This window comes from Herbidospora yilanensis (genome assembly GCF_001570565.1).
GTDB classification, from domain to species: domain Bacteria; phylum Actinomycetota; class Actinomycetes; order Streptosporangiales; family Streptosporangiaceae; genus Herbidospora; species Herbidospora yilanensis.
In genome coordinates this window covers 98,450-122,237 of sequence record NZ_BBXE01000013.1, presented here as the reverse complement: position 1 = coordinate 122,237, position 23,788 = coordinate 98,450, and the positions used below count along the sequence as shown (strand labels likewise).

Below are 23,788 nucleotides of genomic sequence, written 5' to 3'. Positions count from 1 at the left end.
TGTCGGGGTTTCACCGCCAGTCCCAATGGGAACACCCAGGACTTTCTCAGCACTCGATGACGTTCACCGCGAGCCCGCCGCGGCTGGTCTCCTTGTACTTGGCGTGCATGTCCCGGCCGGTGTCGCGCATCGTCTTGATCGCCTTGTCGAGCGACACGAAGTGCCTCCCGTCGCCGCGCAGCGCGATGCGGGCCGCCGCGATGGCCTTCACCGACGCGACCGCGTTGCGCTCGATGCACGGGATCTGCACCAGCCCGCCGATCGGGTCGCAGGTCAGCCCCAGGTTGTGCTCGATGCCGATCTCGGCCGCGTTCTCCACCTGTTCGGGCGTGCCGCCCAGCACCTCGGTCAGCCCGGCCGCCGCCATCGAGCAGGCCGAACCGACCTCGCCCTGGCAGCCGACCTCCGCGCCCGAGATGGAGGCGTTCTCCTTGAACAAAACCCCGACCGCGCCCGCCGTGAGCAGGAACCGCACCACCGCGTCGTCGTCGGCGCCCGGGATGAACCGGGTGTAGTAGGACAACACCGCCGGCACGATCCCGGCCGCGCCGTTCGTCGGCGCGGTCACGATGCGCCCGCCCGCCGCGTTCTCCTCGTTGACGGCCAGCGCGAACAGCGTCACCCAGTCCATCGCCTGGAGCGGGTCGCCGTCGGCCGGTTCGCTCTGGAGGCGGCGCTGCAACTGGTGGGCCCGGCGTTTCACCTTCAGCCCGCCCGGCAGCACGCCCTCACGCGACGACCCGCGCCGGACGCACTCGTCCATGACCCGCCACAGGTGCAGCAGCTCCGACTTGATCTCGTCCTCGGTACGGCCGAAGGCCCGCTCGTTGGCCATCATCAGCCCCGAGATCGACAGCCCCGTCTCGGCGCACCGCGCGAGCAGCTCACCCGCCGTCGTGAACGGATGGGGGAGCGGGGTGTCGTCGGGCTTGATGCGGTCGGCGCCGGTGGCGTTCTCGTCGACGACGAACCCGCCGCCGACCGAGTAGTAGACCTTCTCCCGCAGCACGTCGCCGCTGTCGCCCCAGGCGGTGAACCGCATGCCGTTGGGGTGGTGGGGCAACGAGATCTTCCGTTCGAACACCAGGTCGTCGCCGACCACGAACGGGACCGAACGCCGCCCCATCAGCGACACCGTGCCCGCCGCTCGCATCGCGGCCAGCTTGCCGTCGACCGCGTCGACGTCGACGAGCTCGGGCTTCTCCCCGGACAGGCCCAGCAGCACGGCCTTGTCGCTGCCGTGGCCCTTGCCGGTCAGGCCGAGGGAGCCGTAGAGGACGACCCGCACCTTCACGGTCTTCTCCAGCAGACCGTCGCGGAGCAGGCCGCGCGCGAACTTGTGCGCGGCCGCCATCGGGCCGCCCGTGTGTGAACTGGACGGCCCGATGCCCACCTTGAACAGGTCGAAGACGCTGATCGCCATGGGCCGACGATCAGCTGTCGCCGGAGATCAGGGCGGTGTACTCCTCGGCGGTGAGCAGGTCGTCGGGGGTGCCGGTGACGCGCACCTGGAACAACCAGCCCTCGCCGTAGGGGTCGCTGTTCACCAGCGAGGGGTCGTCGACGACGGCCGAGTTGACCGCCGTGACCTCGCCGCCCACCGGCGCGTAGATGTCGCTGACCGACTTGGTCGACTCGACCTCGCCCACCGCGTCGCCCACCTCGATGCTCGCCCCGACCTCCGGCGGCTGGACGTACACGACGTCGCCGAGCTGCTCGGACGCGTAGGCGGTGATTCCCACCGTGACGGTCAGACCGTCATCGAGCCCGGCCACCCACTCGTGCTCCTTGGTGTAGCTGAGCTCGTCGGGAATGCTGCTCACTTCTTCCTCCTGTAGAAAGGCAGGTCAACGACGTCGACCGGTTCGTGGGAGCCGCGGATGTCCACGGCGGCGGGGGTTGCGGTCACATAGGCCATCGCGATCGGACGGCCGATCGACGGCGACGGGGCGCCGCTGGTGACCTCGCCGACCACGGCGCCGTCGGCGTCGACGACGGCGAAGCCGTGGCGGGGCACACGGCGGCCCTTCATCACCAGGCCGACCAGGCGCCTGCCCGGCTCCAGGCCGTCGAGCGCGGCGCGGCCGACGAAGTCGCCCTGCTTGTCGAAGCGCACGACTCTGCCGAGCCCGGCGTCCATGGGCGTGGTGGCCGCAGTGAGCTCGTTGCCGTACAGCGGCATGCCGGCCTCCAGCCGCAGGGTGTCGCGGGCGCTCAGCCCGGCGGGCACCAGGCCCTCGGCGGCGCCCGCTTCCATGAGCGCGCCCCACAACTTCACCGCGTCGCCGGCCGCGACGAACAACTCGAAGCCGTCTTCGCCGGTGTAGCCGGTGCGGGCGATCAGCGCGTCGACGCCCGCGACCGTGCCCGGCAGGCCGGTGTAGTACTTGAGGTTCACCAGGTCGGCGTCGGTGAGCTTGGCCACGATCTCCGGGGAGCGCGGACCCTGGACGGCCAGCAGCGCGTAGGAGTCGGAGCGGTCGTCGACCACGGCGTCGTGGTTCTTCGCGCGGTCGGTGAGCTCCCGGGCCACGCGGAGGTAGTTGGAGGCGTTGGCGCAGACCATGAACTCCTCCGGCGCGAGCCGGTAGACGATCAGGTCGTCGACGATGCCGCCGTCGGCGTCGCACATCATCGTGTAGCGGGCCCGGCCCGGCTCCAGGCCGCCCAGGTTGCCGACCAGCGCGTAGTCGAGCGCGTCGGCGGCGCCCGCGCCGGTCACGTGGATCTCGCCCATGTGGGACAGGTCGAACAGCCCCGCGGCGGTGCGGACGGCGGTGTGCTCGGCCGACTCACTGCCGTAGCGCAGCGGCATCAGCCAGCCCGCGAAGTCGGTCAGGGTCGCGCCGAGGCTCTTGTGCACCTCGTGCAGCGGGGTCGGTCGGGACATGAAGCGCACCTCGAATAAGGTCGGATGTCAGCATCCTCCCCCTCTGTCATGGGTGCCTGAGAGCTTCGCCCGAGTTTTGCCGGACTTTCACCTTCGGCGAGGCCACCGGCCTGCTTTCCAGAGGACACCTCGCCCGCACGGTCCTTTGCCTTGAGAGGTTCGCGGGGAGGGCTTGCTCCTTCAGGGACCCTGGCCGGCTGCCAGGGCGCTCTCCCGCACGGGATCAATGGTGTGCGGTCAGCCTATCTGCCCCGTATGGCCGGGCGAAACCCGGCGCGGGTGACGAACGACCCGAACACCGGCGCCTCCTCGTCGGCCTCCGGATGCCACTGGACCGCCCAGACCGTGTCGTCGAGCATGACCGCCTCGATCGTGCCGTCGTCGGCGCGCGCGATCGTTTCGAGTCCTGTCCCCAGCCGGTCGACGGCCTGGTGGTGGTAGTGGGCCGGGGAGATCAGGTCGGTGCCGTAGAGCCGGCGCAGCGGCCCTTCGAGACGTACCGGAACCCTGCCGTAGACCCCCGGCGCGGGGGAGTGACGGTCGGTGCCGCACACGTCGGGCAGGTGCTGGACCAGGGTGCCGCCCAGCGCCACGTTGAGCACCTGGAGGCCGCGGCAGATGCCCAGCAGCGGTATCCGGGCCTGGAGCGCGGCCTTGACCAGGGAGAACTCCGCGTCGTCGCGGAAGTGCCGGATATATCCCGTCTTGGGGTGTGGAACGCTGCCATAACGGCCGGGGTCGATGTCGCCGCCCCCGGCCACGATCAGGCCGTCGAGACGGCCGACGAGCTCGCCCGGGTCACCGGCGGGCGGCAGGATCACCGGCTGCCCGCCGGCCCGTTCGACGTGCCTCACGTAGTCCCACGGCAACAGGGCCGCGGGGGTGTGCCAGACCGTGAAACGCGCGGGTTCGGCGTAACACGTGATGCCGATCACCGGTCTCACAGCGGTGTCACGTACGCCCCGGAGATGCCGCCGTCGACGAGGAACTCGGCGGCGGTGATGAACGACGCGTCGTCGGAGGCCAGGAACGCCACGGCGGCGGCGATCTCCTCGGCCCGTGCGAACCGGCCGAGCGGCACGTGCACCAGACGGCGCTGCGCCCGCTCGGGGTCCTTGGCGAACAACTCCCGCAGCAGCGGCGTGTCGACCGGGCCGGGGCACAACGCGTTGACCCTGATGCCCTCGCGCGCGAACTGCACGCCCAGCTCGCGGGTCATCGCCAGCACGCCGCCCTTGGACGCGGTGTAGGAGATCTGCGACGTCGCCGACCCCATGACCGCCACGAACGAGGCGGTGTTGATGATCGACCCCTTGCCCTGCCGCCGCATGTAGGGAATGGCGTGCTTGCAGCACAGGTAGACGCTGGTCAGGTTGACCTCCTGCACCCGCCGCCAGGCGTCGAGGCCGGTGGTCAGGATCGAGTCGTCGTCGGCGGGGGAGATCCCGGCGTTGTTGAACGCGATGTCGACGCTGCCGAACTCGTTCTGGGCGGTCTCGAACAGCCGGACGACGTCGTCCTCCTGAGCCACGTCGGCCCGGACGAACAGGCCGCCGACCTCCTCGGCGGCGCGCCGCCCGGCCTCCTCGTCGAGGTCGGCGAGGACGAGCCGCGCGCCCTCCTCGGCGAACCTGCGCGCGGTCGCCAGCCCGATTCCCCCGGCGGCGCCGGTGATGACGGCGACCCGGTCCTGCAACCGTTGCATGTGCTTCCTACTCCGTTGCGATGAAGACGTTCTTGGTCTCGGTGAAGGCGGCGAGCGCGTCGGGGCCAAGTTCACGGCCCAGGCCCGACTGCTTGAAGCCGCCGAAGGGCGTCCAGTAGCGGACCGACGAGTGGGAGTTGACGCTGAGGTTGCCCGCCTCGACCCCGCGCGCGACCCGGAACGCCCGGCCGACGTCGCGGGTCCAGATGGAGCCCGACAGGCCGTAGGGGGTGTCGTTGGCCATCCGGACCGCGTCGTGCTCGTCGTCGAAGGCGACCACCGACACGACCGGGCCGAAGACCTCTTCGCGGTACGCCGGGTCGTCGTCGCCGGTGAGGATCGTCGGCGGGAACCAGTAGCCGGGGCCCTCGGGGCAACTGCCCTGGAAATAGGGCTCGTGCACATATGAGGTGACCCGGGCCAGATGTTCGGCGCTGACCAGCGGGCCCATCTGGGTGTCTTCGGCCGTGGGGTCGCCCGTCCTGATCGCCTTCACCGCCTCGGTGAGCCGGGCGAGGAACTCGTCGTGGACGGAACGCTCCACCAGGATGCGCGATCGGGCGCAGCAGTCCTGGCCGCTGTTGTCGAAGACGGCCATCGGGGCGCTTCGAGCAGCCTTGTCGAGATCCGAGTCGGCGAAGACGATGTTCGCGGACTTGCCGCCCAGCTCCAGCGTCACCCGTTTGACCTGCCGCGCGGCCTGCGCCGCGATCAGCTTGCCGACCTCGGTCGACCCGGTGAACACGATCTTGGCGACGTTGGGGTGCTCGACCAGCCGGGCGCCCGCGACCTCCCCCGCGCCGGGCACGACCTGGAGCACCCCCTCGGGGAGGCCGGCCGCCAGAGCCAGCTCGGCCAGTCTCAGCGCGGTCATCGGGGTCCACTCGGCGGGCTTCACGATGACGGTGTTGCCCGCCGCGAGCGCCGGGGCCGCGCCCCACATCATGATCACCATCGGGAAGTTCCACGGCACGATGACCCCGACCACGCCCAGCGGCTCCTGGAAGGTGAGGTCGACGCCGCCGGGCACCGGGATCTGCCTGCCGTGGTTGCGCTCGGGCGCCCCCGCGTAGAAGTTCAGCACGTCACGGACGTTGCCGGCCTCCCAGCGGGCGTTGCCCACGGTGTGCCCGGCGTTCGCGATCTCCAGCCGCGCGAGCTCCTCGGCGTGCTGCTCGACCAGGGCGGCGAAGGCCCGCAGCAGGCGGGCCCGTTCGCCGGGGGCGACCTCTCTCCAGGTCCGGTACGCCCTTCGCGCCCGCTCGACCGCCCGGTCGACTTCGGCGGGATCGGCCAGCTCGACGTCGGCCAGGACCTGCTCCGTGGCCGGGTTGATGATCTTCACAGCCGTTCGAACCCCCGATAGAGCTCCCAGTCGGTGACCGCCGCGTCGAAGGCGGCCAGCTCGACCCGGGCGTTGTTCGCGTAGTGGTCGACGACCTCGTCGCCGAAGGCGTCCCTGGCGAGCGTAGAGCCCTCGAAGACCGCCAGCGCGTCACGCAGCGTCGAGGGGACCGTGTCGGCGCCCGAGGCGTAGGCGTTGCCGGTGAAGGCGTCTTCCAGCGGGAGTTCGTCGTCGATGCCCGCGAGGCCCGCCGCGATGAGGGCCGAGACGGCCAGGTAGGGGTTGACGTCGCCGCCCGGGACCCGGTTCTCGATGCGGAGCGAGCCGCCGTGGCCGACCAGGCGGAGCGAGCAGGTGCGGTTGTCGACGCCCCACTTGACGGCCGTCGGGGCGAAGGAGCCGGCCACGAAGCGCTTGTAGGAGTTGATGTTGGGGGCGTACAGGAGGGTGAACTCGCGCATCGCCCTGAGCTGACCGGCGATGAAGTGCTCGCCGGTCTTCGACAGGCCGTGGGGGCCGTCGCCGGCCATCACCGGGGTGCCGTCGGCGTCTCTCAGCGAGATGTGGACGTGGCAGGAGTTGCCCTCGCGCTGGTTCGGCTTGGCCATGAACGTGAGGGACATGCCCTCCTCGGCCGCGATCTCCTTGGCCCCGTTCTTGTAGACGGAGTGGTTGTCGCAGGTGGTGAGGGCGTCGGCGTACTTGAAAGCGATCTCATGTTGACCAAGGTTGCATTCGCCCTTGGCCGACTCCACGTACAGGCCGGCGCCCTCCATGCTGAGACGGATGCGGCGCAGCAGCGGTTCCACCCGGGCCGTGCCGAGCAGGGAGTAGTCGACGTTGTAGAGGTTCCCGGGGACGAGATCGCGGTAGCCCGACCGCCAGGCGTCCTCGTAGCTGGTGCGGTAGACGCAGAACTCCAGTTCGGTGCCGACGAAGGCGGTCCAGCCGCGTTCGGCCAGCCGGGCGGTCTGCCGTCTGAGGATCTGGCGGGGGCTCGGGACGACGTCGGAGCCGTCCTCCCAGACCAGGTCGGCCAGCAGCAGGGCGGTGCCCTCCTGCCACGGGACCCGTCTCAGGGTGGCCAGGTCGGGCTTCATGACGAAGTCGCCGTAGCCGTGCTCCCACGACGACATCGCGTATCCGCCGACCGTGTTCATCTCCACGTCGACGGCCAGCAGGTAGTTGCAGCCCTCGGCGGCGTGGTGCAGGACCTCGTCGAGGAAGTGCCGCGCCGACAGGCGTTTGCCCTGCAACCGGCCCTGCATGTCCGTCACGGCGAGCAGGACGGTGTCGATCCGGCCCGCCTGCACCTCTGCCCGTAGTTCGTCGACCGTCAGCACACCGCGCCTCACCTTCTACGGTATGAAAAAATACCAATGAGGAGCCCAACTGGGGAGGGTGGGGTGAAAGAAACACAACTCGGATCTTTGTTGCGCCCGGTCCGGGCCGGGAACGCGTTCGAGGAGACCGTCGAACGGCTGCTCCAGGCCGTCAAACTGGGTGTCGTCCCCCACGGGGAGCGGCTGCCGTCCGAGCGTGATCTCGCCGTCCACCTGGGCATCAGCCGCGTCACCCTGCGCGAGGCGATCCGGTCGTTGCAGGAGGCCGGCTACCTCGACGTGCGGCGCGGACGCTACGGCGGCGCGTTCGTGATCTACCGCCCGCCCGGCCCGTCGGGCGGCGACCTCGCCGAGGCGGTCAACCAGATGGGCGCGGGCGACCTGGCCGACGCGCTGACCTTCCGGATGGCCGTCGAGTGCGGCGCCGCGCAGATCCTGGCCACCCTCACCCTCGACTCGGCGCAGCGGGCGATGTTGCTGCGGCGCCTGGCCGACGTGAACGGGGCCGCGCCGTCCGACTACCGCCGGCTCGACACGGCCTTCCACCTGTCGATCGCCGAACTGACCGGATCGCCGCTGCTCGCCGCGGCGTGCGCCGACGCGCGGCTGCGGGTCACCGACCTGCTCAACGCCATTCCGGTGCTGGGGCCGAACATCGCCCACGCGGCCGCGCAGCACCAGGCGATCGTGTCGGCGATCCTGGCGGGCGACCCCGACGGCGCCTCGCGGGCGGTGGCCGAGCACCTCGAAGGCACGGCCGCCCTGCTGCGCGGGTTCCTGGCCTGATGAGATCACCTGGGTAGAGTCGGCCCGGGGGGCGTGCCGATGGGTGAGGTTTTCCAGCGGGCCGTGGTCGACACCCACCGGCTGCCGCTGTTCTGCTTCTTCGTGGCGTTGATCGTGACGTTCGTCTTCACGCGCATCAACGTGCGGCTGATCCGGGCCCGGGCCCGGTGGTGGTTCAGGAACGTCAGCGTGGGCGAGACGCACGTCCACCACGTCGTGTTCGGCGTGATCCTGATGATGGTCAGCGGCGTGGCCGCGCTGCTGCTCGGCCCGGCCGCCGAGGGCTGGATCGCCGTCACCGCGGCGCTGTTCGGCGTCGGCTCCGGCCTCGTGCTCGACGAGTTCGCGCTGCTTCTGCACCTGCGCGACGTCTACTGGGCCGAAGCGGGCCGCACCTCGGTCGACGCCGTCTTCGTCGCCGTCGCCGTGACGGGCCTGCTGCTCCTGGGCGCCCGGCCGCTCGGGTGGGACGACGTCACCGGCGACTTCTGGCTCGCCGTCCTGGTCCTCGCGGTCAACCTCGTCTTCGCCGTCGTCACCCTGCTCAAGGGGAAGATCTGGTCGGGCCTGCTCGGGGTCTTCGTGCCGGTCTTCGGGTACGTCGGCGCGGTCCGCCTCGCCCGCCCCGGCTCGCCCTGGGCCCGCTGGTTCTACGCGGCCCGGCCCGCCAAGCTGGCCAAGGCGCTGCACCGGGAGGAGCGCTGGCGGCGTCCGGTCATCAAGGCGAAGATCGCCGTGCAGGAGTTCGTGTCGGGGCGGCACATGGGTTAGCCGATGCCCTGATCGGGCAGTCCGCAACGCCATGGGACTCTACGCGAAACTCCGTGAGATGAAGGCCAGGGCCAAGCAGGAGATCGGGCGGCGTACCGGCGACCGCAGGATGGTCGCCGCGGGCCGCACCGAACAGGCGGAGGCGAAACTGCTCCGCACCCAGGACCGCATCCGGTCCGTCGCCAACGAGATCCGCCGCAGGTACCGGTGATACTTGGGCGGGTGACCTTCCTGGGCGTCTTTCCCGACCGCATCCTGGCCGCCATCCGCCCCGCGCGCCTCGACCTGGCCCTCATCGGAGGGCCGGCGCTCCGCCTGCACGGCATGCGCGCGGCGCACCCCGGTGCCGGCACGGGCGAACTGCGGCTGGCCACCACCGTCAAGCTCGTCGAACCGGCCTGGCACGCGACCGAGTCGCTGCACCGGGCCGGTTTCGACGTCGTGGTCGAGGAGATCTCGGCACGGGCGACCCGGCTGACCGCGCACGACCCCGTCACCGAGCAGACCTGCGCCGTCGACCTGCTCCGCGAGGACCTGGCCGACCCCGTCGAGGAGATCGACGGCACCCCGGTGGTCTCACTGCTCGACGCCACCGGGCTGGCCATGCGTGACCTGCACGAACGCGGCACCGCCGAAGACGTGGTGAACGTGGCCTCGGTGCGGGGGATCTACTCGTACCGGGAGCTTGAGACCCTGGGCCGCGCCCACCTCGACGACTTCGCGGCCGAGGAGCTCGCCGACCGCCTCGACGCGGCCGAGATGATGCCGCTGCCCCGCGAGATCCGCGCCTGGGCCCTGGCCTGGGCGGAGGACATCCGCCTGCGGCGCCCCGAGGAGGGCGACACCGACTGGTGAGTGGCAAGGTGCACTGTCCGTAATTAGCCGCAGATGGAGACACAGCCGGATTTCTATGGTCTGAGCCGATCACCTTCCTAAGGAGTTGGCTCTTCATGGACTTCACCGGCGAACTGCACGGACGCCTGGTGCTCCCGCACGACCCCGACTGGCCCACCGCCCGGATGGCCTGGCAACTCGCCGTCGATCAGCGGCCTTCGGCCGTCGTCTTCGCCGCCTCGGCCCAGGACGTCTCCGCGACCGTCGTGGCGGCCCGCCACCTGGGCCTGCGGGTGGCCCCCCAGGGCACTGGCCACAACGCGGCCCCGCTGGGCCCGCTGGACCGGACCATCCTGCTGCGCACCGACCACCTCGGCGAGGTCTCCATCGACCCGCTGACCAGGATCGCCCGCGTCGGCGCCGGAGCCCGCTGGATCCAGGTCACCGACGCCGCCTCGAAATACGGCCTGATGGCCCTGGCCGGAAGCGCCGCCGACGTCGGCGTGGTCGGCTACACCCTCGGCGGCGGCGTGTCGTGGTTCGCTCGCTCCCACGGCCTGGCCGCCAACCAGGTGGTCGCCGCCGATGTGGTGCTGGCCGACGGCACCCTCGTCAGGGCCGACGCCGGCAACCACCCCGACCTGTTCTGGGCCCTGCGCGGCGGCGGCGGGATCGCCGGTATCGTCACCGCCCTGGAGTTCCGCCTCTTCCCGATGACCGAGACCCAGGCCGGGCTGCTCGCCTGGCCCATCGAACGGGCCCCGGCCGTGCTCGCCGCCTGGCGGCGCTGGGTGGACGAGGTGCCCGACCAGGTGACCTCGGTCGGCCGCATGCTCCGCCTGCCGCCCCTGCCCGACCTGCCCGAACCCCTGCGGGGCCGTTCACTGGTGGCCGTCGAGGCGGTCTGCGACCTGCCCGCCCCCCAGGCCGACACCCTGCTCGCGCCGCTGCGGGCCCTCGCCCCCGAACTGGACACCTTCGGCACGACCGCCGTCAGCGACCTGCACCTCCTGCACATGGACCCGCCCCACCCGGTGCCCGCGGCCGGCGACGGGATGTTGTTGTCGGGCCTGCCGTCCGGGGCCCTGGCGGCCTTCCTCGGCATGACCGGCGCCGGACGCGACCTGCCCCTGCTGACGGTCGAACTGCGGCACCTGGGCGGAGCGCTCCGGCCGGGCGCAGTCAAGGGCGGAGCCGTCGACGGCCTCGACGCCGAGTTCGCTCTGTTCGCGGCCGGGATCACGCCCGACGCGGCGAGCGTGGTGGCCGTGCACGCCGTCTTGGACGAACTCCGGACGGCGATGTCGCCGTGGGAGGCGGCGACGGGCTACCGGAACTTCGCGGAACGCTCACGGGGGCGGTTCGACCGGCCTGAGGTGGAGGCGCGGCTACGAGCGGTCAAGAGCGCCTACGACCCGGACGACCTGATCCACGCCAACCACCCTTTGCCGTCAGCCCAGTGAACGGAGCGCCAGGCCCACGCCCAGGACGACGACGATCAGGGCGGTGGCGACCGGGGCCAGCCGGGTCGCCGTCGTGGCGAGGCGGCCCGCTTTCAGCAGGGACTCCGCGCGGTCGGCGAGGCTCACCAGGAGCAGGCCGGTGGCCGTGAGGGTGGCCGCCATGCCGGCGCCGTAGGCGAGGACCAGGGCCACGCCGAACCACGTGCGGCCGAGGGCGATCGCGCCCAGGAGGACGACCAGCGCCGACGGGCTGGGGACCAGGCCGCCGGCGATGCCCATGCCGATCAGGCCTGCTCGCGAGGGCTTGGCCGGTGAAGTTTCCAGACGGTCGAGGACTGCGACCGCATGTCCCGAAATTTCGGTATTCGGGGTGGGGGCATCGACGTGGGCGTGGCCGGAAGGCCGGCCCCGGCCGCTGCCGACTTCCCGGTCGTGGGGATGGTGATGCCCGTCCTCATGGCCGTGCCCGGGACCGTGCCCGTGCGTGTGCCCGGGACCGTGCCGTTGCGTGTGCCCGGGACCGTGGCCGTGATCGTGGCCGTGGCCGTGGCCGTGGCCGTGACCGGGATCGTGCCCGTGACCAAGACCGTGCCTGTGTCCATGTCCGGGGCCGTGGCCTTGGGAGTCGCCTCTTATGGCGGTGTGCAGAAGACGGAGGCCGATCGCCGTGACCAGGGCTCCGCTGGCCACGCCCAGCCAGGTCAGCACCCGGTCCCCCGACAACGACGACACCGCCGTCAACGTCAGCCCCACGACCAGCACCCCCGCCGTGTGCGTGGCCGTCACCGTGAACCCCACCACGAGCGCGTCCCGCCGCCGTCCCCGGCGGCCGGCCAGGTAGGCGGCCATGATGGTCTTCCCGTGGCCGGGGATCAGCGCGTGTCCCGCCCCGAGGATCAGGGCCAGGGCCACGCCCAGCACCCCGACGCCCGCGGTCAGGTCCCGGGTTCCGATCAGGTCGGTGAAGGTCCGGTCCACCGCGTCGAGCCAGTCGCCGATGGGGCCGGGGGCGGTGACGCCCGAGGGGACGGGGAGGACGCCGGACGGGTTCACCGTCACGGTCACCGTGCGCTGGTCGAGGGGGGAGGACAACAGGTCGTCGGGGTAGGCGCGGAGTTCGTCGCTGACGCTCGCGGCGGGGACATCCGGAGGCGTGACCCGCACCTCCCGGGAGGCGACGGTGATCTCGCGCCAGCCGATCCGGTCGGGCTCGTGGGCGTCGGTGAAGGTGATGGTTCCGGCCGGCGGCGTGTCGGCGCGGAGTTCGCACACCAGGCGGGTGGTCTTCAGGCCGCCCTGGCCGTCGGGGTGGGTCAGGTCGCCGTCCACCACTCGCCATGGCGCGCGGCGGCCGTCCACGTCCAGGGTCTGGGCGGCGGCGAGCGTCTCGCAGGTGGGTTGGTCGCCCTGCAGGGTCGGGAGTTCGGCCACGTCGACGACGGCCGTGTTCTCCACGTGGGAGGCGTACAGGCGCAGGCCGTTGTAGTGGTTGACGGTGAAGTTGCCCAGAGGATGGGCCAGGGCCGCCGGGGCGAGGGCCGCGAAGGCCGCCAGGCCGGCGAGGACGGCGGGGACGCACTTCATGATGACCTCTGGAGGGCGGGGAGGGCCGGGGTGAACCGGGGGTTGTAGTCGCGGACCAGCGACGCCGACCGCGTCTTCAGGCCGAGCGTCTTCTCGATCTCGGCGCGGTGGTACATGGCCAGGGCGTTGCGCCGGCCGGTCGCGGTGGCCTCCTTGGCGTGGCGGAGCGCCTCGGCGGAGCGGCCCGCGCGGTGCAGGGCCCAGGCCAGGGCGTCGGCGGCCACGACGTTGGGGTTGCGGGCGTATTCGGCCCGCGCGTATGTCACGGCGGTGGCGGGGGAGCCGTGGTCGGCTTCGAACTCCGCCCAGGTGATGTCGTCGCGCACTCCGTTGAGGCGCATCAGTTCGCGCTGGGCGGTCAGCGTCGTCCAGCCGGGGTCGCGGCCCAGCGCCTTCAGCACCTCTCCCTGTTCCACCAGCGTCTGGGTGAGGGGCAGGCGGGCGGTGACGGCGGCGTACAGGGAGGCGGCCTTTTCGAGGTCGCCCGACAGGGCGGTGACCCTGGCCAGGCCCGCGTGGGCGGGGTCGAAGGCCGGGTCGGCGGTCAGCGCCTTCGTGTAGTGGGCGCGGGCCTCGTCGTAGCGGCCCCGGCGGAGGGCGAGTTCGCCCAGGTAGTGCTCGCAGAAGGCGACGTCGGCGGGCTGGTAGGCGTCGCGCCGGGCGTGTTCGAGCATCTCGCGCGCCGTCTTCACGTCGCCGCGCAGTTCGGCGTCGTAGGAGGCGCGGGCGAACGACGACACCCCGGGAGCCAGGGACATCATGTCGTCGATCGCCTCGGTGGCCTCGGGGTAGCGGCCCAGTTGGTGGTAGGAGTCGGCCAGCACCCCGTAGGCGAGAGCGCCGTAGGGGTTGACCGCGATGGCCTGCCGCGCGGTGGCGGCGGCCCGGCTGAACTCGTGCCGGCCGGCCTCCAGCGCGGCCCGGCCGGTCAGGCCCGCCGGGTTGCCCGGGCGGACCCGCAACGACCTGGCGACGGCCTGTTCGGCCTTGCCGTACCAGCTCGGGTCGCCGGTCAGCCGGGCCCGGTCGACGTAGGCCGAGCCCAGCGCGGCCCAGCCGACGTAGTCGCCGGGCAGCCGGCGCAGCCGTTCCTGCAACGGGTCGGACGCGGCCGAGGTCACGTCGGCGGAGGGGCGCGGGAGGAGCATGGCGGCGGCCGTGATGGCGATGATCCCGGCCAGCGCCACGCCGCCGCGCTTGAGAAAGCGCATGGCGAGCACTCCAGAGGAAGCAGGATCAGGACCCGGAGAAGGCGCGGTTCACGGCCACGTTGCTCGGGCCGGGGATGTACGGGAACGTCGGCGACGCGGGCTGGTCGTTGGCGTCGACCCTGTCACCGGCCGCCAGCGCGGGCACCAGCCGGCCGGTCTGCGCCGCGCCGGCCATGGCCTGGAGCGCGATGTCGACCACGTCGTCGCCGAGCCGCCGCCCGTTCGGGAAGCCCTGGAGGTCGCCGCCGAGCACGCCGAGGCGGTTCGGGTTCGCCGTCACCGGCACGGCCATGTTCAGCCGCAGCATCTCGGCCGGGCGCAGCTTCCCGGCGTCCTTGTTGAGCGTCTGCGAGTTGAGGTCGGCGTCGATCGGGCCGTTGCCCTTCGCGATGCCGGTCAGGAAGATCTCGACCAGGTCGTTGCGCGGCGTCTTGGGCGCCTTGAGGCCGTAGACGGCCTCCAGCAGCCTGGGCAGTTCGGGGTCGGTGACCCGCTTGACGACCTCGGGGATCGAGGCGTCCTCGTCGGGGCCGATGGAGTTGAACGCGTCTTTGAGGCCCGCCGGCACGACGACCTCGTTGACCAGCGGCTGGCCGAGGCGCGACACCTGCACGTAGCCCTTCGGCGACCACTTGTCGGTGGTGGCCCAGACGCCGACGACCGGGTTCCTGCCGAGGTCGCCCCTGAGGGCGATCTCCTTCTTCGGCACCTGCAGCGCGAGCGTGTGCACGTTGTAGCCCCGCGTGGTGTCCTGGCCGACCTCCGACAGGTCGCCGCCGTAGAGCAGGTCGAAGACGCGCAGGTCGAGGAAGAACGCCTCGTCCGACTGACCGGCGAACTGCCTGCCGCCGCCCTTGACGCGGTCGACCGCCTGGGCCCGGAGCGCCGGGTAGTCGGGCATCGAGGCGCGGCCCACGTTGCTGGGGGCCACCGTCCCGGTGCCGATGACCCTCGCGCCGCGGTGGGTGATCTTCCTGAGTGTGTACGTCTGCCTGAACAGCAGGTTGGGGTCGTTCAGCGACGTGACGGGGCCGTTGTTGAAGAGGAACGTGGAGTTCCCCCGCTTGTCGACGTTCTTGAACGTCCACTGGTAGACGATGTCGGGCCGGGCGTCGCCGTTGTTGTCGATCTTGATGTTGTAGCGCGAGTTGACGTCGAAGAAGTAGAAGTTCGGCCCGCCGTTGGGCTCCTCGAACGGGATCCAGTTGGCCAGCAGCGTGACCGTGTCCTGCTTGTCGGGGCTGGTGAAGGCGTACACGTCGGTGTTGTCGTTGCGCGGGTCGCCCGCGATCAGCGGGGCCTCGCGGTGGGAGGAGGCGCTCGGGGCCTCCGGCCGGAGAACGACGAACGACGCGGCGGCGAGGGCGCCCGCCACCCCCACGGCGACCATCGATCGCGGGGTGATCCGGAGTTCCATGACGATGAGGTCCTCTCGGGACGATGGGACGGTTCGGGAGGGTCCGGCCGGAGTCCTCGCCCGCCTATTCGCCCCATCGCCACGATCGGATTGGTGCCGTCTCGGAAAAAGAACCTACGCGCAGGTGTACGACGTCACCGTCGCGGTGTTCCCGTTGGGCCGCGAGACCTGGAACCCGAACGACGTGCTCGCGCCGGAGCCGAGAGTGCCGTTGTAGCCCATGTTCGTCGCGGTCACCGTCTGGCCCGAGACGGTGACGTCGGCGTTCCACGAGCCCGACAGGGTGTGGCCGGAGGGCAGCGTGAACGTGACCGTCCACGACGTCCGCGCCGCCGTCCCGTTCGTCACGGTCACCGGCTGGACGACGTAACCGTTGCCCCACTGGCTCTGCACGGTCCCGGTCGCGGTGCAGCCGCCCGGCGTGCCGCCGGTGGTGGTGAACGTGACCGGCGACGAGTTGGCCGACAGGTTCCCGGCCCCGTCACGGGCCCGGACGTACACCGTGTACGCCGTCGACGCGGTCAGCCCGGTCAGCGTCACCGAGTTGGTCGTGGTGGTGGCGAGCTGGGTGCCGTTGGAGCGGTAGACGTTGTAGCCGGCCAGGCCCGAGCCGCCCGAGTCGGTGGAGGCGGTCCAGCTCAGCGACGCGCCCGACGACGTGACGCCGGACACGGTCGGGGTGCCCGGGGTGGTCGGCGGGGTGGTGTCGGACGGCGCGGCGCTCGTCGTGAACGTGACCGACGACGAGTTGGCCGACAGGTTTCCGGCCCCGTCACGGGCCCGGACATAAACCGTGTAAGCGGTCGAGGGCGTCAGCCCCGTCAGCGCCAGCGAGTTGGTCGCGGAGGTGCCGAGCTGGGTGCCGTTGGAGCGGTAGACGTTGTAGCCGGCCAGGCCGGAGCCGCCCGAGTCGGTGGAGGCCGTCCACGACAACGAGGCGCCGGTCGCGGTGACCGACGAGGCCGTGGGCGTGCCTGGTGTGGTCGGCGGGGTGGTGTCCGTCGGCTGGGTGCCGCCGCCGCACATCGTGCACTCCTCCGCCGTGGACGCGATCCCGTTCGCGCCGTTGAACAGGCGGGTGCCCCAGGAGGTCATCTGGTTGGGGTTGAAGTTGGTCACCTGGTCGAGGTATTCGACGCCGCCGCCGTTGCCCGACCACGACCAGCCCAGATAGCCGATCCCGCGTGCCTCGGCCTCGGCCATGATCGTGTCCTCGTCGGGGTTGCCGTCCGAGTGGTTGAACCCGAACTCGCCGATGACCAGGGGCAACCCCGCGGTCTGGAAGGCGTTCAGGTAGGAGGTGATCTCGGCGGCGGTGTCGTAGACGCCGTACATGTGCACCGAGAAGACCGTGTTGCGCTGCGGGTCGGCGGCGGCGACCGTCGCGGCGTTGTCGCGCATCGTGAAGCCCCAGTCCTGGCCCCAGTTGGGGGCGTCCACCATGAGCAGGTGCTGGAAGCCGGCGGTGCGCATGCGCTGGACGGCGGCCGAGGTCGCCTGGGTCCAGCCCGGCGTCACCGCGTTGTTGCCGATCGGCTCGTTGCCGATGTTGATGATGACGTTGTTCTCCTCGCCGGTCAGCACGCTCTGGAGGGAGATCCAGTAGTCGACCGCCGCGTCGAGGCTGACCGCGCCGCCCTGTTCGCCGAAGCCGGTGGTGTCGTGGTTCTCCAGGATGCAGATCAGCTTGCTGGCCTTGCACAGGGAGATCACGTTGGCGACGTCGGCGGGGCCGTTGGCGGGCCAGCGCCCGCCGCTGAGCACGATGCGGACCGCGTTCGCGCCCTTGGCCTTGATGTTGGCGATCGAGCTCGTCTGGGTCGTGTACCAGGTGTGCGCGTGGCTGGTGCCGCGGATGACGAAGACGCTGCCGTTGGCCTCCACGATGTTGCGGCCGCTGACCCGCAGGCCCACGGCGGCCTGGGCGGGGGAGGCGGCGACCAGAAGCGACGCGATGAGGGTGAGGACGGCCGCGCATGCCAGCGCGCATTGTCGTCTCATTTCGTGGACCTTTCCATGAACCGGTTAAGGAGCGTGCACCCAAGAGTCGGGGGACGTGTGCGCGGTGTACAGGAATCCACCTCCGGTATGAGTCGAAGCCCGAGGTGACTGGCGAGGATGGATGAAAGCTTCAAAGCCGCGTCAAATCGGGTTGACACTTTCTTGGCTGTCAACCTAGATTGACGTCAACTTTCATTGACGTCCCAAGGGGGCAAACCGTGACGTCGTCCTGGCAGATGCTCGGAGATCTCGTCAGACCGCATCGCCGCACGCTCGTGCTGGCCGGTCTTCTCACGCTCGCCGGTTCGGCCGGCGGGCTCGCGATGCCGCTGTTCGTCCGGTCGGTGATCGACCGTTTCGGGGCCGGGGAGAGTGTGCTCGGGCCCGTGCTGCTGCTCTCGGTCGTGGTGCTTCTCGGCGCGTCGATCTCGGCGCTCGGGCAGTTCGTGCTGGAGCGGATGGGCGAGGGCATCGTGTTGTCCGCGCGGGTCCGGCTCGTCGACCGGGTGCTCCGGCTGCGGGTGCCCGAGGTCGACCGGCTCAAGCCCGGTGACCTGCTCTCGCGCGTCACCTCCGACACGACGCTGCTGCGTACCGTCACGACCGAGGGCATGGTCGGCGCGGTCGGGTCGGCGGTGCTGTTCGTCGGCGCGGCCGTGCTCATGGGGGTCATGGACTGGGTGCTGCTGGTCGTCACCCTCGCGGTGGTCGCCTTCGTGGGCGGGCTCGGGTCGCTGCTGTTCCCGCGCATCCGCGCGGCCTCCCTCCGCGCCCAGGAGTCGCTGGGCGACATGGGCTCGGCGCTCGACCGGGCTCTCCAGGCCTTCCGCACGGTCAAGGCCTCCGGCGCCGAGGCCCGCGAGATCGCCGTGATCGAGGCCGCCGCGAAGAAGGCCCGCGACCGGGGCGTGCTCTCCTCGGCCTACCAGTCGGTCGCCGGCACCACCGCGTGGTTGTCGATCCAGCTCGCCTTCCTGATCGTGCTCGCGGTCGGCGGCGCGCGGGTGGCCGACGGGTCGATGGACATCGCCACCCTGATCGCGTTCCTGCTCTACCTGTTCTGGCTGGTGGCCCCGATCGGCCAGCTCGTCCAGGCGGCCACCCAGCTCCAGAACGGACTGGCCGCGCTGATCCGCATCAAGGAGATCGACGCGCTGCCGGTCGAACCGGCCGCGACCCCGGGCCAGACCACCGGCGTCCCGGTCGGGGTGGTCTTCGAGGACGTCGTCTTCCGCTACGGCGACGACCGCCCGATCGTGCACCACGGCGTCAGCTTCGAGGCCCCCGCCGGCCGCCTGTCGGCCCTGGTCGGCCCGTCGGGCGCGGGCAAGTCGACCGTGTTCGGCCTGGTGGAGCGGTTCTACGAGCCGGTTTCCGGGCGCATCGCCATCGGCGGCACCGACATCGCCGACTGGCACCTGCCCGACCTGCGGGCCGCCGTCGGCTACGTCGAGCAGGACGCCCCCGTGCTCGACGGCACCCTCCGGGAGAACCTCACCTTCGCCGCCCCCGACGTGACCGAGGAGGAGATCCGGCGCGCGCTGGCCCGCACCCGGCTCGACGACCTGGTCGACCGGCTGCCCGAGGGCCTGGAGACCGAGGTCGGCCACCGCGGCGTCCTGCTGTCGGGCGGCGAGCGCCAGCGGGTCGCCATCGCCCGCGCCCTGCTCCGCCGCCCGAGGCTGCTCCTGCTCGACGAGGCCACCTCGCAGCTCGACGCCGTCAACGAGCTGCGGCTGCGCGAGGTCATCGCCGAGGTGGCCCGCGAGACGACCGTGCTGGTCATCGCCCACCGCCTGTCGACGGTCACCGGCGCCGACCGGATCATCGTCATGGAGGCCGGCCGGGTCAGGGCCAGCGGCACCCACGACGAGCTGATCGCCGGGGACGACCTCTACCGCGAACTCGCGGCGACCCAGTTCCTGGTCAACTCCTAGCCGGAGCTTTCCCCCGCGAGGGAGGTGACCGGAGCGGATCGGGGGCACCCCGCAATGAGCGGAGCCTCTCCTTCGCCACAGAGCCGGACCCGGGTCAAACGCGTACGTGCGGTCGCGTCCGGGAGGGGTGCCCCGGGACGCCGGGGTGCCCCTCCGACTCTCGCCGCCGTATCCTGCGGGAGACGACGTGAATACTTTCATTCAGCGAGACGCGGACGGCCGAAGGCCGGCTGTGGCTCGCGCGGTGAATCCGCCCGAAGGGAGAGGTGCCCCATGCCGACCGTGCGGAGCCCCCGTGGCACGACCCTGACCGCCAAGGGCTGGCCTCAGGAGGCCGCGCTCCGGATGATCCAGAACAACCTCGACCCCGAGGTGGCCGAACACCCCGAACAACTCGTCGTCTACGGCGGCTCGGGGAAGGCGGCCCGCGACTGGCCCTCGTTCCAGGCGATCACCCGGACCCTCGCCACCCTCGACGCCGACGAGACCCTGCTCGTGCAGTCGGGCCGCCCGGTCGGCGTCATGCGCACCCACGAGTGGGCGCCGCGTGTCCTCATCGCCAACTCCAACCTGGTGCCCGACTGGGCGAACTGGGAGGAGTTCCGCCGCCTGGAGGCCGCCGGCCTCACCATGTACGGCCAGATGACCGCCGGTTCCTGGATCTACATCGGCACCCAGGGCATCCTCCAGGGCACCTACGAGACCTTCGCCGCCGTCGCCGCCAAACGCTTCGGCGGCACGTTGGCCGGCACGATCACCCTCACCGCCGGGCTCGGCGGCATGGGCGGCGCCCAGCCGCTGGCCGTGACGATGAACGGCGGCGTGGCCATCTGCGTCGACTGCGACCCCCGGTCGATCGAGCGCCGCATCGAACACCGCTACCTCGACGTCCGGGCCGGGTCACTCGCCGAGGCGCTGCGGCTGGCCTACGAGGCCCGTGACCGGCGCCGGCCGCTGAGCATCGGGGTCGAGGCGAACGCCGCCGACGCGCTGCCCGAACTGCTGGCCATGGGCGCCGAGATCGACGTCGTCACCGACCAGACCTCCGCCCACGACCCGCTCATGTACCTGCCCAGGGGCGTCGCCTTCGCCGACATGGCCGCCGAGCGCGAGAAGGACCCGGCGGGCTTCACCGTCAGGGCGCGCGAGTCGATGGCCCGACACGTCGAGGCCATGGTCGGCTTCCTCGACGGCGGCGCCGAGGTCTTCGACTACGGCAACTCGATCCGCGGCGAGGCCCGGCTGGCCGGTTACGAGCGCGCGTTCGCCTTCCCGGGCTTCGTGCCGGCGTACATCCGCCCCCTGTTCTGCGAGGGCAGGGGGCCGTTCCGGTGGGCCGCCCTCAGCGGCGACCCCCGCGACATCGCGGCCACCGACAAGGCGATCCTCGACCTGTTCCCCGACAACGAGCCGCTCGCCCGGTGGATCCGGCTGGCCGGGGAGAAGGTGCACTTCCAGGGGCTGCCGGCGCGCATCTGCTGGCTCGGCTACGGCGAGCGCGACAAGGCCGGCGAACGTTTCAACCAGATGGTCGCCGACGGCGTGCTCCAGGCCCCGGTCGTGATCGGCCGCGACCACCTCGACTGCGGGAGCGTCGCCTCCCCCTACCGCGAGACCGAGGGCATGCTCGACGGCTCCGACGCCATCGCCGACTGGCCGCTGCTCAACGCGATGGTCAACGTGGCCTCGGGCGCGTCGTGGGTGTCGATCCACCACGGCGGCGGCGTCGGCATCGGCCGTTCCATCCACGCCGGGCAGGTCACCGTCGCCGACGGCACCCCGCTGGCGGCCGAGAAGCTGAACCGGGTGCTCACCAACGACCCGGGCATGGGCGTCATCCGCCACGTCGACGCCGGCTACGCCGAGGCGGCCGAAGTGGCGGCCGATACGGGGGTCCGGGTGCCGATGCGGGAGAATTGACGCGTGGTCGACGGTCTCGAACGCCTCCTCGACGGTCGCCGTCTCTCCCCGGCGCAGCGCCGCATCGCCCATTACCTGAGCGAACACCTCCACGAAGCGATCTTCCTGTCGAGTGTGGAGCTGGCCGACCGGGCCGGGGTGAGCCAGCCGTCGGTGACCCGCTTCGCCGCGGCGCTCGGCTTCGCCGGATATCCGGAGCTGCGCCACGCGCTGCGCCCGCTCGTCCTGGGCGGCCCGCCGCCCAGGGTCGAGGCGGGTCCCGACGCGCTCGACGCCGAGATCGGCAACCTGCGTTCCCTGCGCGACCGCATCGGCCCGGTGGCCAAGACCGTCGGCGAGGTCGGCGCGGCCCTGTCCGCCAGCGAACCGCTGCCGATCCTCGGCCTGCGCGTCTCCAGCGGCCTGGCCACGACGTTCGCCTACTTCGCCCGCCGCATCCACCCCGACGTGCGGCTGTTCACCCACGGCGGCTCCGAGCTGGCCGACGGCCTCCACGCCGCCCGCCGGGCCGGGGCGGGCTGGCTGCTCGCGGTGGTGCTGCCGCGCTATCCGGCCGAGGCGGCGGCGGCCCTGACCGAGGCCCGCGACCTGGGGCTGTCCATCGCCGCGATCACCGACCGGCCGGAGGTGCCGTTCCCCGCCGACGTCGTCCTCGACGCGCCGGTGGGGGAACGGCTGGTGTTCGACTCCCACGTGGCCCCGCTGGCCCTGGCGATGCTCCTGGTGGAGGCGATGGCCGACGCGGCGCCGCTGCGCACCCGGGCCCGCCTCGACGACCACGAGCGCATGACCGAGCGGGGCGGGATCTTCCTCTAGCCCGATCAGGCGGCCAGGCGGCGCAGCGACCGCATCGACCAGACCAGGGTGATCAGCGCCAGGCCGATGAGCAGCGCGAACGCGATCGGGATGGTGGAGTCGCCGAGGTCGCCGCGGAACAGCGACCGGCCGGCCTCCACGCCGTAGTAGAGCGGGTTGAACCGGGCCAGGGTCTGCAGCCAGTCGGGGCCGAGCGACACGGGCAGGAACAGGCCCGCGATCAGGGTCAGCGGCATCGCGAAGAACTGCACGAGCTGCGAGACGCCGTTCTCGTCCTTGATGGCCAGGGCGAGGCCGTAGGAGAGGCTGGCCGCGAACAGGCCGGTCACCGCCATCAGCAGCAGCATGATGAGGAACTCCGGCAGGCCGATGCGCAGGCCCATCAGGATGGCCACGCCCATGACCAGGACGGCCTGGACCACCAGGACCAGCATGTCCTTGGCGACCCGGCCCAAGATGATCGCGGGCGGCCAGGCGGGGGAGACGGCCAGGCGTTCGAGCACCCCGTTCCGGGTCTCGTTGATCATGCCGAACCCGGCGAACAACGAGCCGAACAGCGCGATCATCATCATCGAACCGGGCGTGAACATGGCCAGCACCTCGGGCATCGACCCGCTGGCGGTGGTCCGGCCGAGCAGCGGCGCGAAGAAGACGAGGTAGAGCACCGGCTGCATGATGCCGAACAGCGGCCACACCGGGTTGCGCAGCAGGAAACGGAGCTCGTAACCGAGGAAGAGGGAGGTCTGGCGGATCATGCGGCATCTCTCAGGGATCGGCCGGTGTGGCGGAGGAAGACGTCGTCGAGGGTCGCCCGGTCGAGCGAGATCGACTCCAGGGTGAGGTCGCGCTCTTCGAGCACCCGCAGCAGGTGGGGCAGCCCGTGCTCGCCGTCGTCGAGGTAGGCGCGCAGCAGGCCCTCCTCGGTGCGCACCTCCTTGACGTAGGACTGCGCGCGCAGCGCCTCGGCCGCCTCGTCGACGCCCTTCAGCCGCAGCGTGACGACGTCGCCCGCGACCTCCTTCTTCAGGGAGGCGGGGGTGCCCTCGGCGACGACGGTCCCGTTGTCGATGATGACGAGCCGGTCGCACAGCGCGTCGGCCTCGTCGAGGTAGTGGGTGGTCAGCAGGACGCTGGTGCCCCGGTCGCGGAGGGCGCGCACCTCGTCCCAGAGGTTGGCCCGGTTCTGCGGGTCGAGCCCGGTCGTGGGCTCGTCGAGGAACACCAGCGGGGGAGCGGTGACCAGGCCGAGCGCGATGGAGAACCGGCGCTTCTGGCCGCCCGACAACGTGCGCGCGGGCCGCCGGGCGATCTCGGTCAGGCTGAACGCGGCCAGCAGCTCGTCGGCGCGGGCCAGCGCCGCCTTCTTCGACAACCCGGCGATCCGGCCGGCGAGCAGGAGCTGGTCGATGCCGGGGTTGTTCTCGTCGACGCCGCCGGCCTGGCTGACGTAGCCGATGTTCTCGCGGACCCTGGCGGCCTCCTTCACCACGTCGAACCCGGCCACCCGGGCGGTGCCGGCGGTGGGGGCGATGAAGGTGGCGAGCATGCGTACGGTGGTGGTCTTGCCGGCGCCGTTGGGGCCGAGCGCCGCGAAGATCTCGCCCTTCTCGACCGCCAGGTCGATGCCCCGGACGGCCTCGACCTCCTCGGTCTTCCCTCGGCCACGTTTGGCGTGGAAGGTCTTGCGCAACCCGTGCGCTTCAATGATCATTCGGAAACCCGTTCTCGCTCAGGGGGAAGAACCCAGCGTCGTGGATGACGCCGG

21 protein-coding genes and 2 riboswitches are annotated in these 23,788 nt (G+C 71.4%); of the genes, 8 read left to right on the top strand and 13 right to left on the bottom strand.

Annotated features, from left to right (window positions below; all coding sequences use genetic code 11):
- Positions 1-46 precede the first annotated feature (46 nt).
- From AW273_RS00625 to AW273_RS00595, 7 genes are all read right to left on the bottom strand, one after another.
- Positions 47-1,423: an L-serine ammonia-lyase gene (locus AW273_RS00625; RefSeq protein WP_062344122.1), complete on the bottom strand. Its 1,377-nt coding sequence runs from the start codon at positions 1,421-1,423 to the stop codon at positions 47-49.
- A gap of 10 nt (positions 1,424-1,433) precedes the next feature.
- The gene (gcvH, locus tag AW273_RS00620) at positions 1,434-1,823 is read right to left on the bottom strand and encodes a glycine cleavage system protein GcvH (protein WP_062344120.1); all 390 of its coding nucleotides are present in this window, start codon (positions 1,821-1,823) and stop codon (positions 1,434-1,436) included.
- Positions 1,820-2,890 (bottom strand): glycine cleavage system aminomethyltransferase GcvT, encoded by a 1,071-nt coding sequence (gene gcvT / locus AW273_RS00615; protein ID WP_062345338.1) that lies wholly within the window; start codon positions 2,888-2,890, stop codon positions 1,820-1,822. Before gcvT ends, gcvH begins: the two co-directional genes overlap by 4 nt.
- Positions 2,891-2,923: 33 nt before the next feature.
- A riboswitch (glycine riboswitch) is annotated at positions 2,924-3,018 on the bottom strand.
- Positions 3,019-3,116: riboswitch (glycine riboswitch) on the bottom strand.
- A gap of 16 nt (positions 3,117-3,132) precedes the next feature.
- The gene (locus AW273_RS00610) at positions 3,133-3,825 is read right to left on the bottom strand and encodes a gamma-glutamyl-gamma-aminobutyrate hydrolase family protein (protein ID WP_083949410.1); all 693 of its coding nucleotides are present in this window, start codon (positions 3,823-3,825) and stop codon (positions 3,133-3,135) included.
- A 5-nt stretch (positions 3,826-3,830) separates the two neighbouring features.
- A complete protein-coding gene (locus AW273_RS00605) occupies positions 3,831-4,595 on the bottom strand; it encodes a 3-oxoacyl-ACP reductase (protein WP_062344116.1) in 765 nt (254 codons plus the stop codon).
- Between the two features lie 7 nt (positions 4,596-4,602).
- On the bottom strand, positions 4,603-5,940 hold the full coding sequence (locus AW273_RS00600; protein ID WP_062344113.1) for an aldehyde dehydrogenase family protein: 1,338 nt from the start codon (positions 5,938-5,940) through the stop codon (positions 4,603-4,605).
- Positions 5,937-7,280 carry a glutamine synthetase family protein gene (locus AW273_RS00595; protein WP_232327059.1) on the bottom strand — a complete coding sequence of 448 codons (1,344 nt, stop codon included), beginning with the start codon at positions 7,278-7,280 and terminating at the stop codon, positions 5,937-5,939. Before AW273_RS00595 ends, AW273_RS00600 begins: the two co-directional genes overlap by 4 nt.
- Positions 7,281-7,319: 39 nt before the next feature.
- On the opposite strand from AW273_RS00595, the gene AW273_RS00590 reads away from it, so the two are divergent.
- The 5 genes from AW273_RS00590 to AW273_RS00570 all read left to right on the top strand — a co-directional run bounded on the left by AW273_RS00590 (position 7,320) and on the right by AW273_RS00570 (position 11,137).
- Positions 7,320-8,069: a FadR/GntR family transcriptional regulator gene (locus tag AW273_RS00590; protein ID WP_062344108.1), complete on the top strand. Its 750-nt coding sequence runs from the start codon at positions 7,320-7,322 to the stop codon at positions 8,067-8,069.
- A gap of 39 nt (positions 8,070-8,108) precedes the next feature.
- Positions 8,109-8,840, top strand: a complete 732-nt coding sequence (locus AW273_RS00585) for a hypothetical protein (RefSeq protein WP_062344106.1) — start codon at positions 8,109-8,111, stop codon at positions 8,838-8,840.
- A gap of 58 nt (positions 8,841-8,898) precedes the next feature.
- Positions 8,899-9,051, top strand: a complete 153-nt coding sequence (locus AW273_RS00580; protein ID WP_198167951.1) for a CsbD family protein — start codon at positions 8,899-8,901, stop codon at positions 9,049-9,051.
- Between the two features lie 11 nt (positions 9,052-9,062).
- The gene (locus AW273_RS00575; protein ID WP_062344102.1) at positions 9,063-9,695 is read left to right on the top strand and encodes a hypothetical protein; all 633 of its coding nucleotides are present in this window, start codon (positions 9,063-9,065) and stop codon (positions 9,693-9,695) included.
- A 95-nt stretch (positions 9,696-9,790) separates the two neighbouring features.
- A complete protein-coding gene (locus AW273_RS00570) occupies positions 9,791-11,137 on the top strand; it encodes an FAD-binding oxidoreductase (RefSeq protein WP_062344099.1) in 1,347 nt (448 codons plus the stop codon).
- On the opposite strand, the gene AW273_RS00565 is transcribed toward AW273_RS00570, so the two are convergent.
- From AW273_RS00565 to AW273_RS00550, 4 genes are all read right to left on the bottom strand, one after another.
- Positions 11,126-12,721, bottom strand: a complete 1,596-nt coding sequence (locus AW273_RS00565) for a nickel/cobalt transporter (protein ID WP_062344097.1) — start codon at positions 12,719-12,721, stop codon at positions 11,126-11,128. The two genes, AW273_RS00570 and AW273_RS00565, sit on opposite strands and share 12 nt — an antisense overlap.
- Complete coding sequence (locus AW273_RS00560) at positions 12,718-13,932, bottom strand: tetratricopeptide repeat protein (RefSeq protein WP_062344096.1); 1,215 nt, start codon at positions 13,930-13,932, stop codon at positions 12,718-12,720. The genes AW273_RS00565 and AW273_RS00560 overlap by 4 nt, the downstream gene beginning before the upstream one ends.
- Before the next feature lie 25 nt (positions 13,933-13,957).
- Positions 13,958-15,349 carry a DUF4331 domain-containing protein gene (locus AW273_RS00555; protein WP_083949409.1) on the bottom strand — a complete coding sequence of 464 codons (1,392 nt, stop codon included), beginning with the start codon at positions 15,347-15,349 and terminating at the stop codon, positions 13,958-13,960.
- Positions 15,350-15,463: 114 nt separating this feature from the next.
- Entirely contained in the window at positions 15,464-17,350 is a 1,887-nt protein-coding gene (locus AW273_RS00550; protein ID WP_062344095.1) for a cellulase family glycosylhydrolase, read from the bottom strand.
- Between the two features lie 218 nt (positions 17,351-17,568).
- Here AW273_RS00550 and AW273_RS00545 point away from each other — a divergent pair, with 218 nt between their 5' ends.
- The 3 genes from AW273_RS00545 (at position 17,569) to AW273_RS00535 (ending at position 22,023) form a co-directional block, all read left to right on the top strand.
- Positions 17,569-19,287: an ABC transporter ATP-binding protein gene (locus AW273_RS00545; RefSeq protein ID WP_232326999.1), complete on the top strand. Its 1,719-nt coding sequence runs from the start codon at positions 17,569-17,571 to the stop codon at positions 19,285-19,287.
- 273 nt (positions 19,288-19,560) lie between these two features.
- The gene (gene hutU / locus AW273_RS00540) at positions 19,561-21,207 is read left to right on the top strand and encodes a urocanate hydratase (RefSeq protein ID WP_062344094.1); all 1,647 of its coding nucleotides are present in this window, start codon (positions 19,561-19,563) and stop codon (positions 21,205-21,207) included.
- 3 nt (positions 21,208-21,210) lie between these two features.
- Positions 21,211-22,023: a MurR/RpiR family transcriptional regulator gene (locus AW273_RS00535; RefSeq protein ID WP_062344093.1), complete on the top strand. Its 813-nt coding sequence runs from the start codon at positions 21,211-21,213 to the stop codon at positions 22,021-22,023.
- Positions 22,024-22,028: 5 nt separating this feature from the next.
- Here the strand turns inward: AW273_RS00535 and AW273_RS00530 are convergent, their stop codons facing one another.
- Positions 22,029-22,778 (bottom strand): ABC transporter permease, encoded by a 750-nt coding sequence (locus AW273_RS00530; RefSeq protein WP_062344092.1) that lies wholly within the window; start codon positions 22,776-22,778, stop codon positions 22,029-22,031.
- The gene (locus AW273_RS00525) at positions 22,775-23,734 is read right to left on the bottom strand and encodes an ATP-binding cassette domain-containing protein (protein WP_198167950.1); all 960 of its coding nucleotides are present in this window, start codon (positions 23,732-23,734) and stop codon (positions 22,775-22,777) included. The genes AW273_RS00530 and AW273_RS00525 overlap by 4 nt, the downstream gene beginning before the upstream one ends.
- Positions 23,735-23,788: the final 54 nt, after the last annotated feature.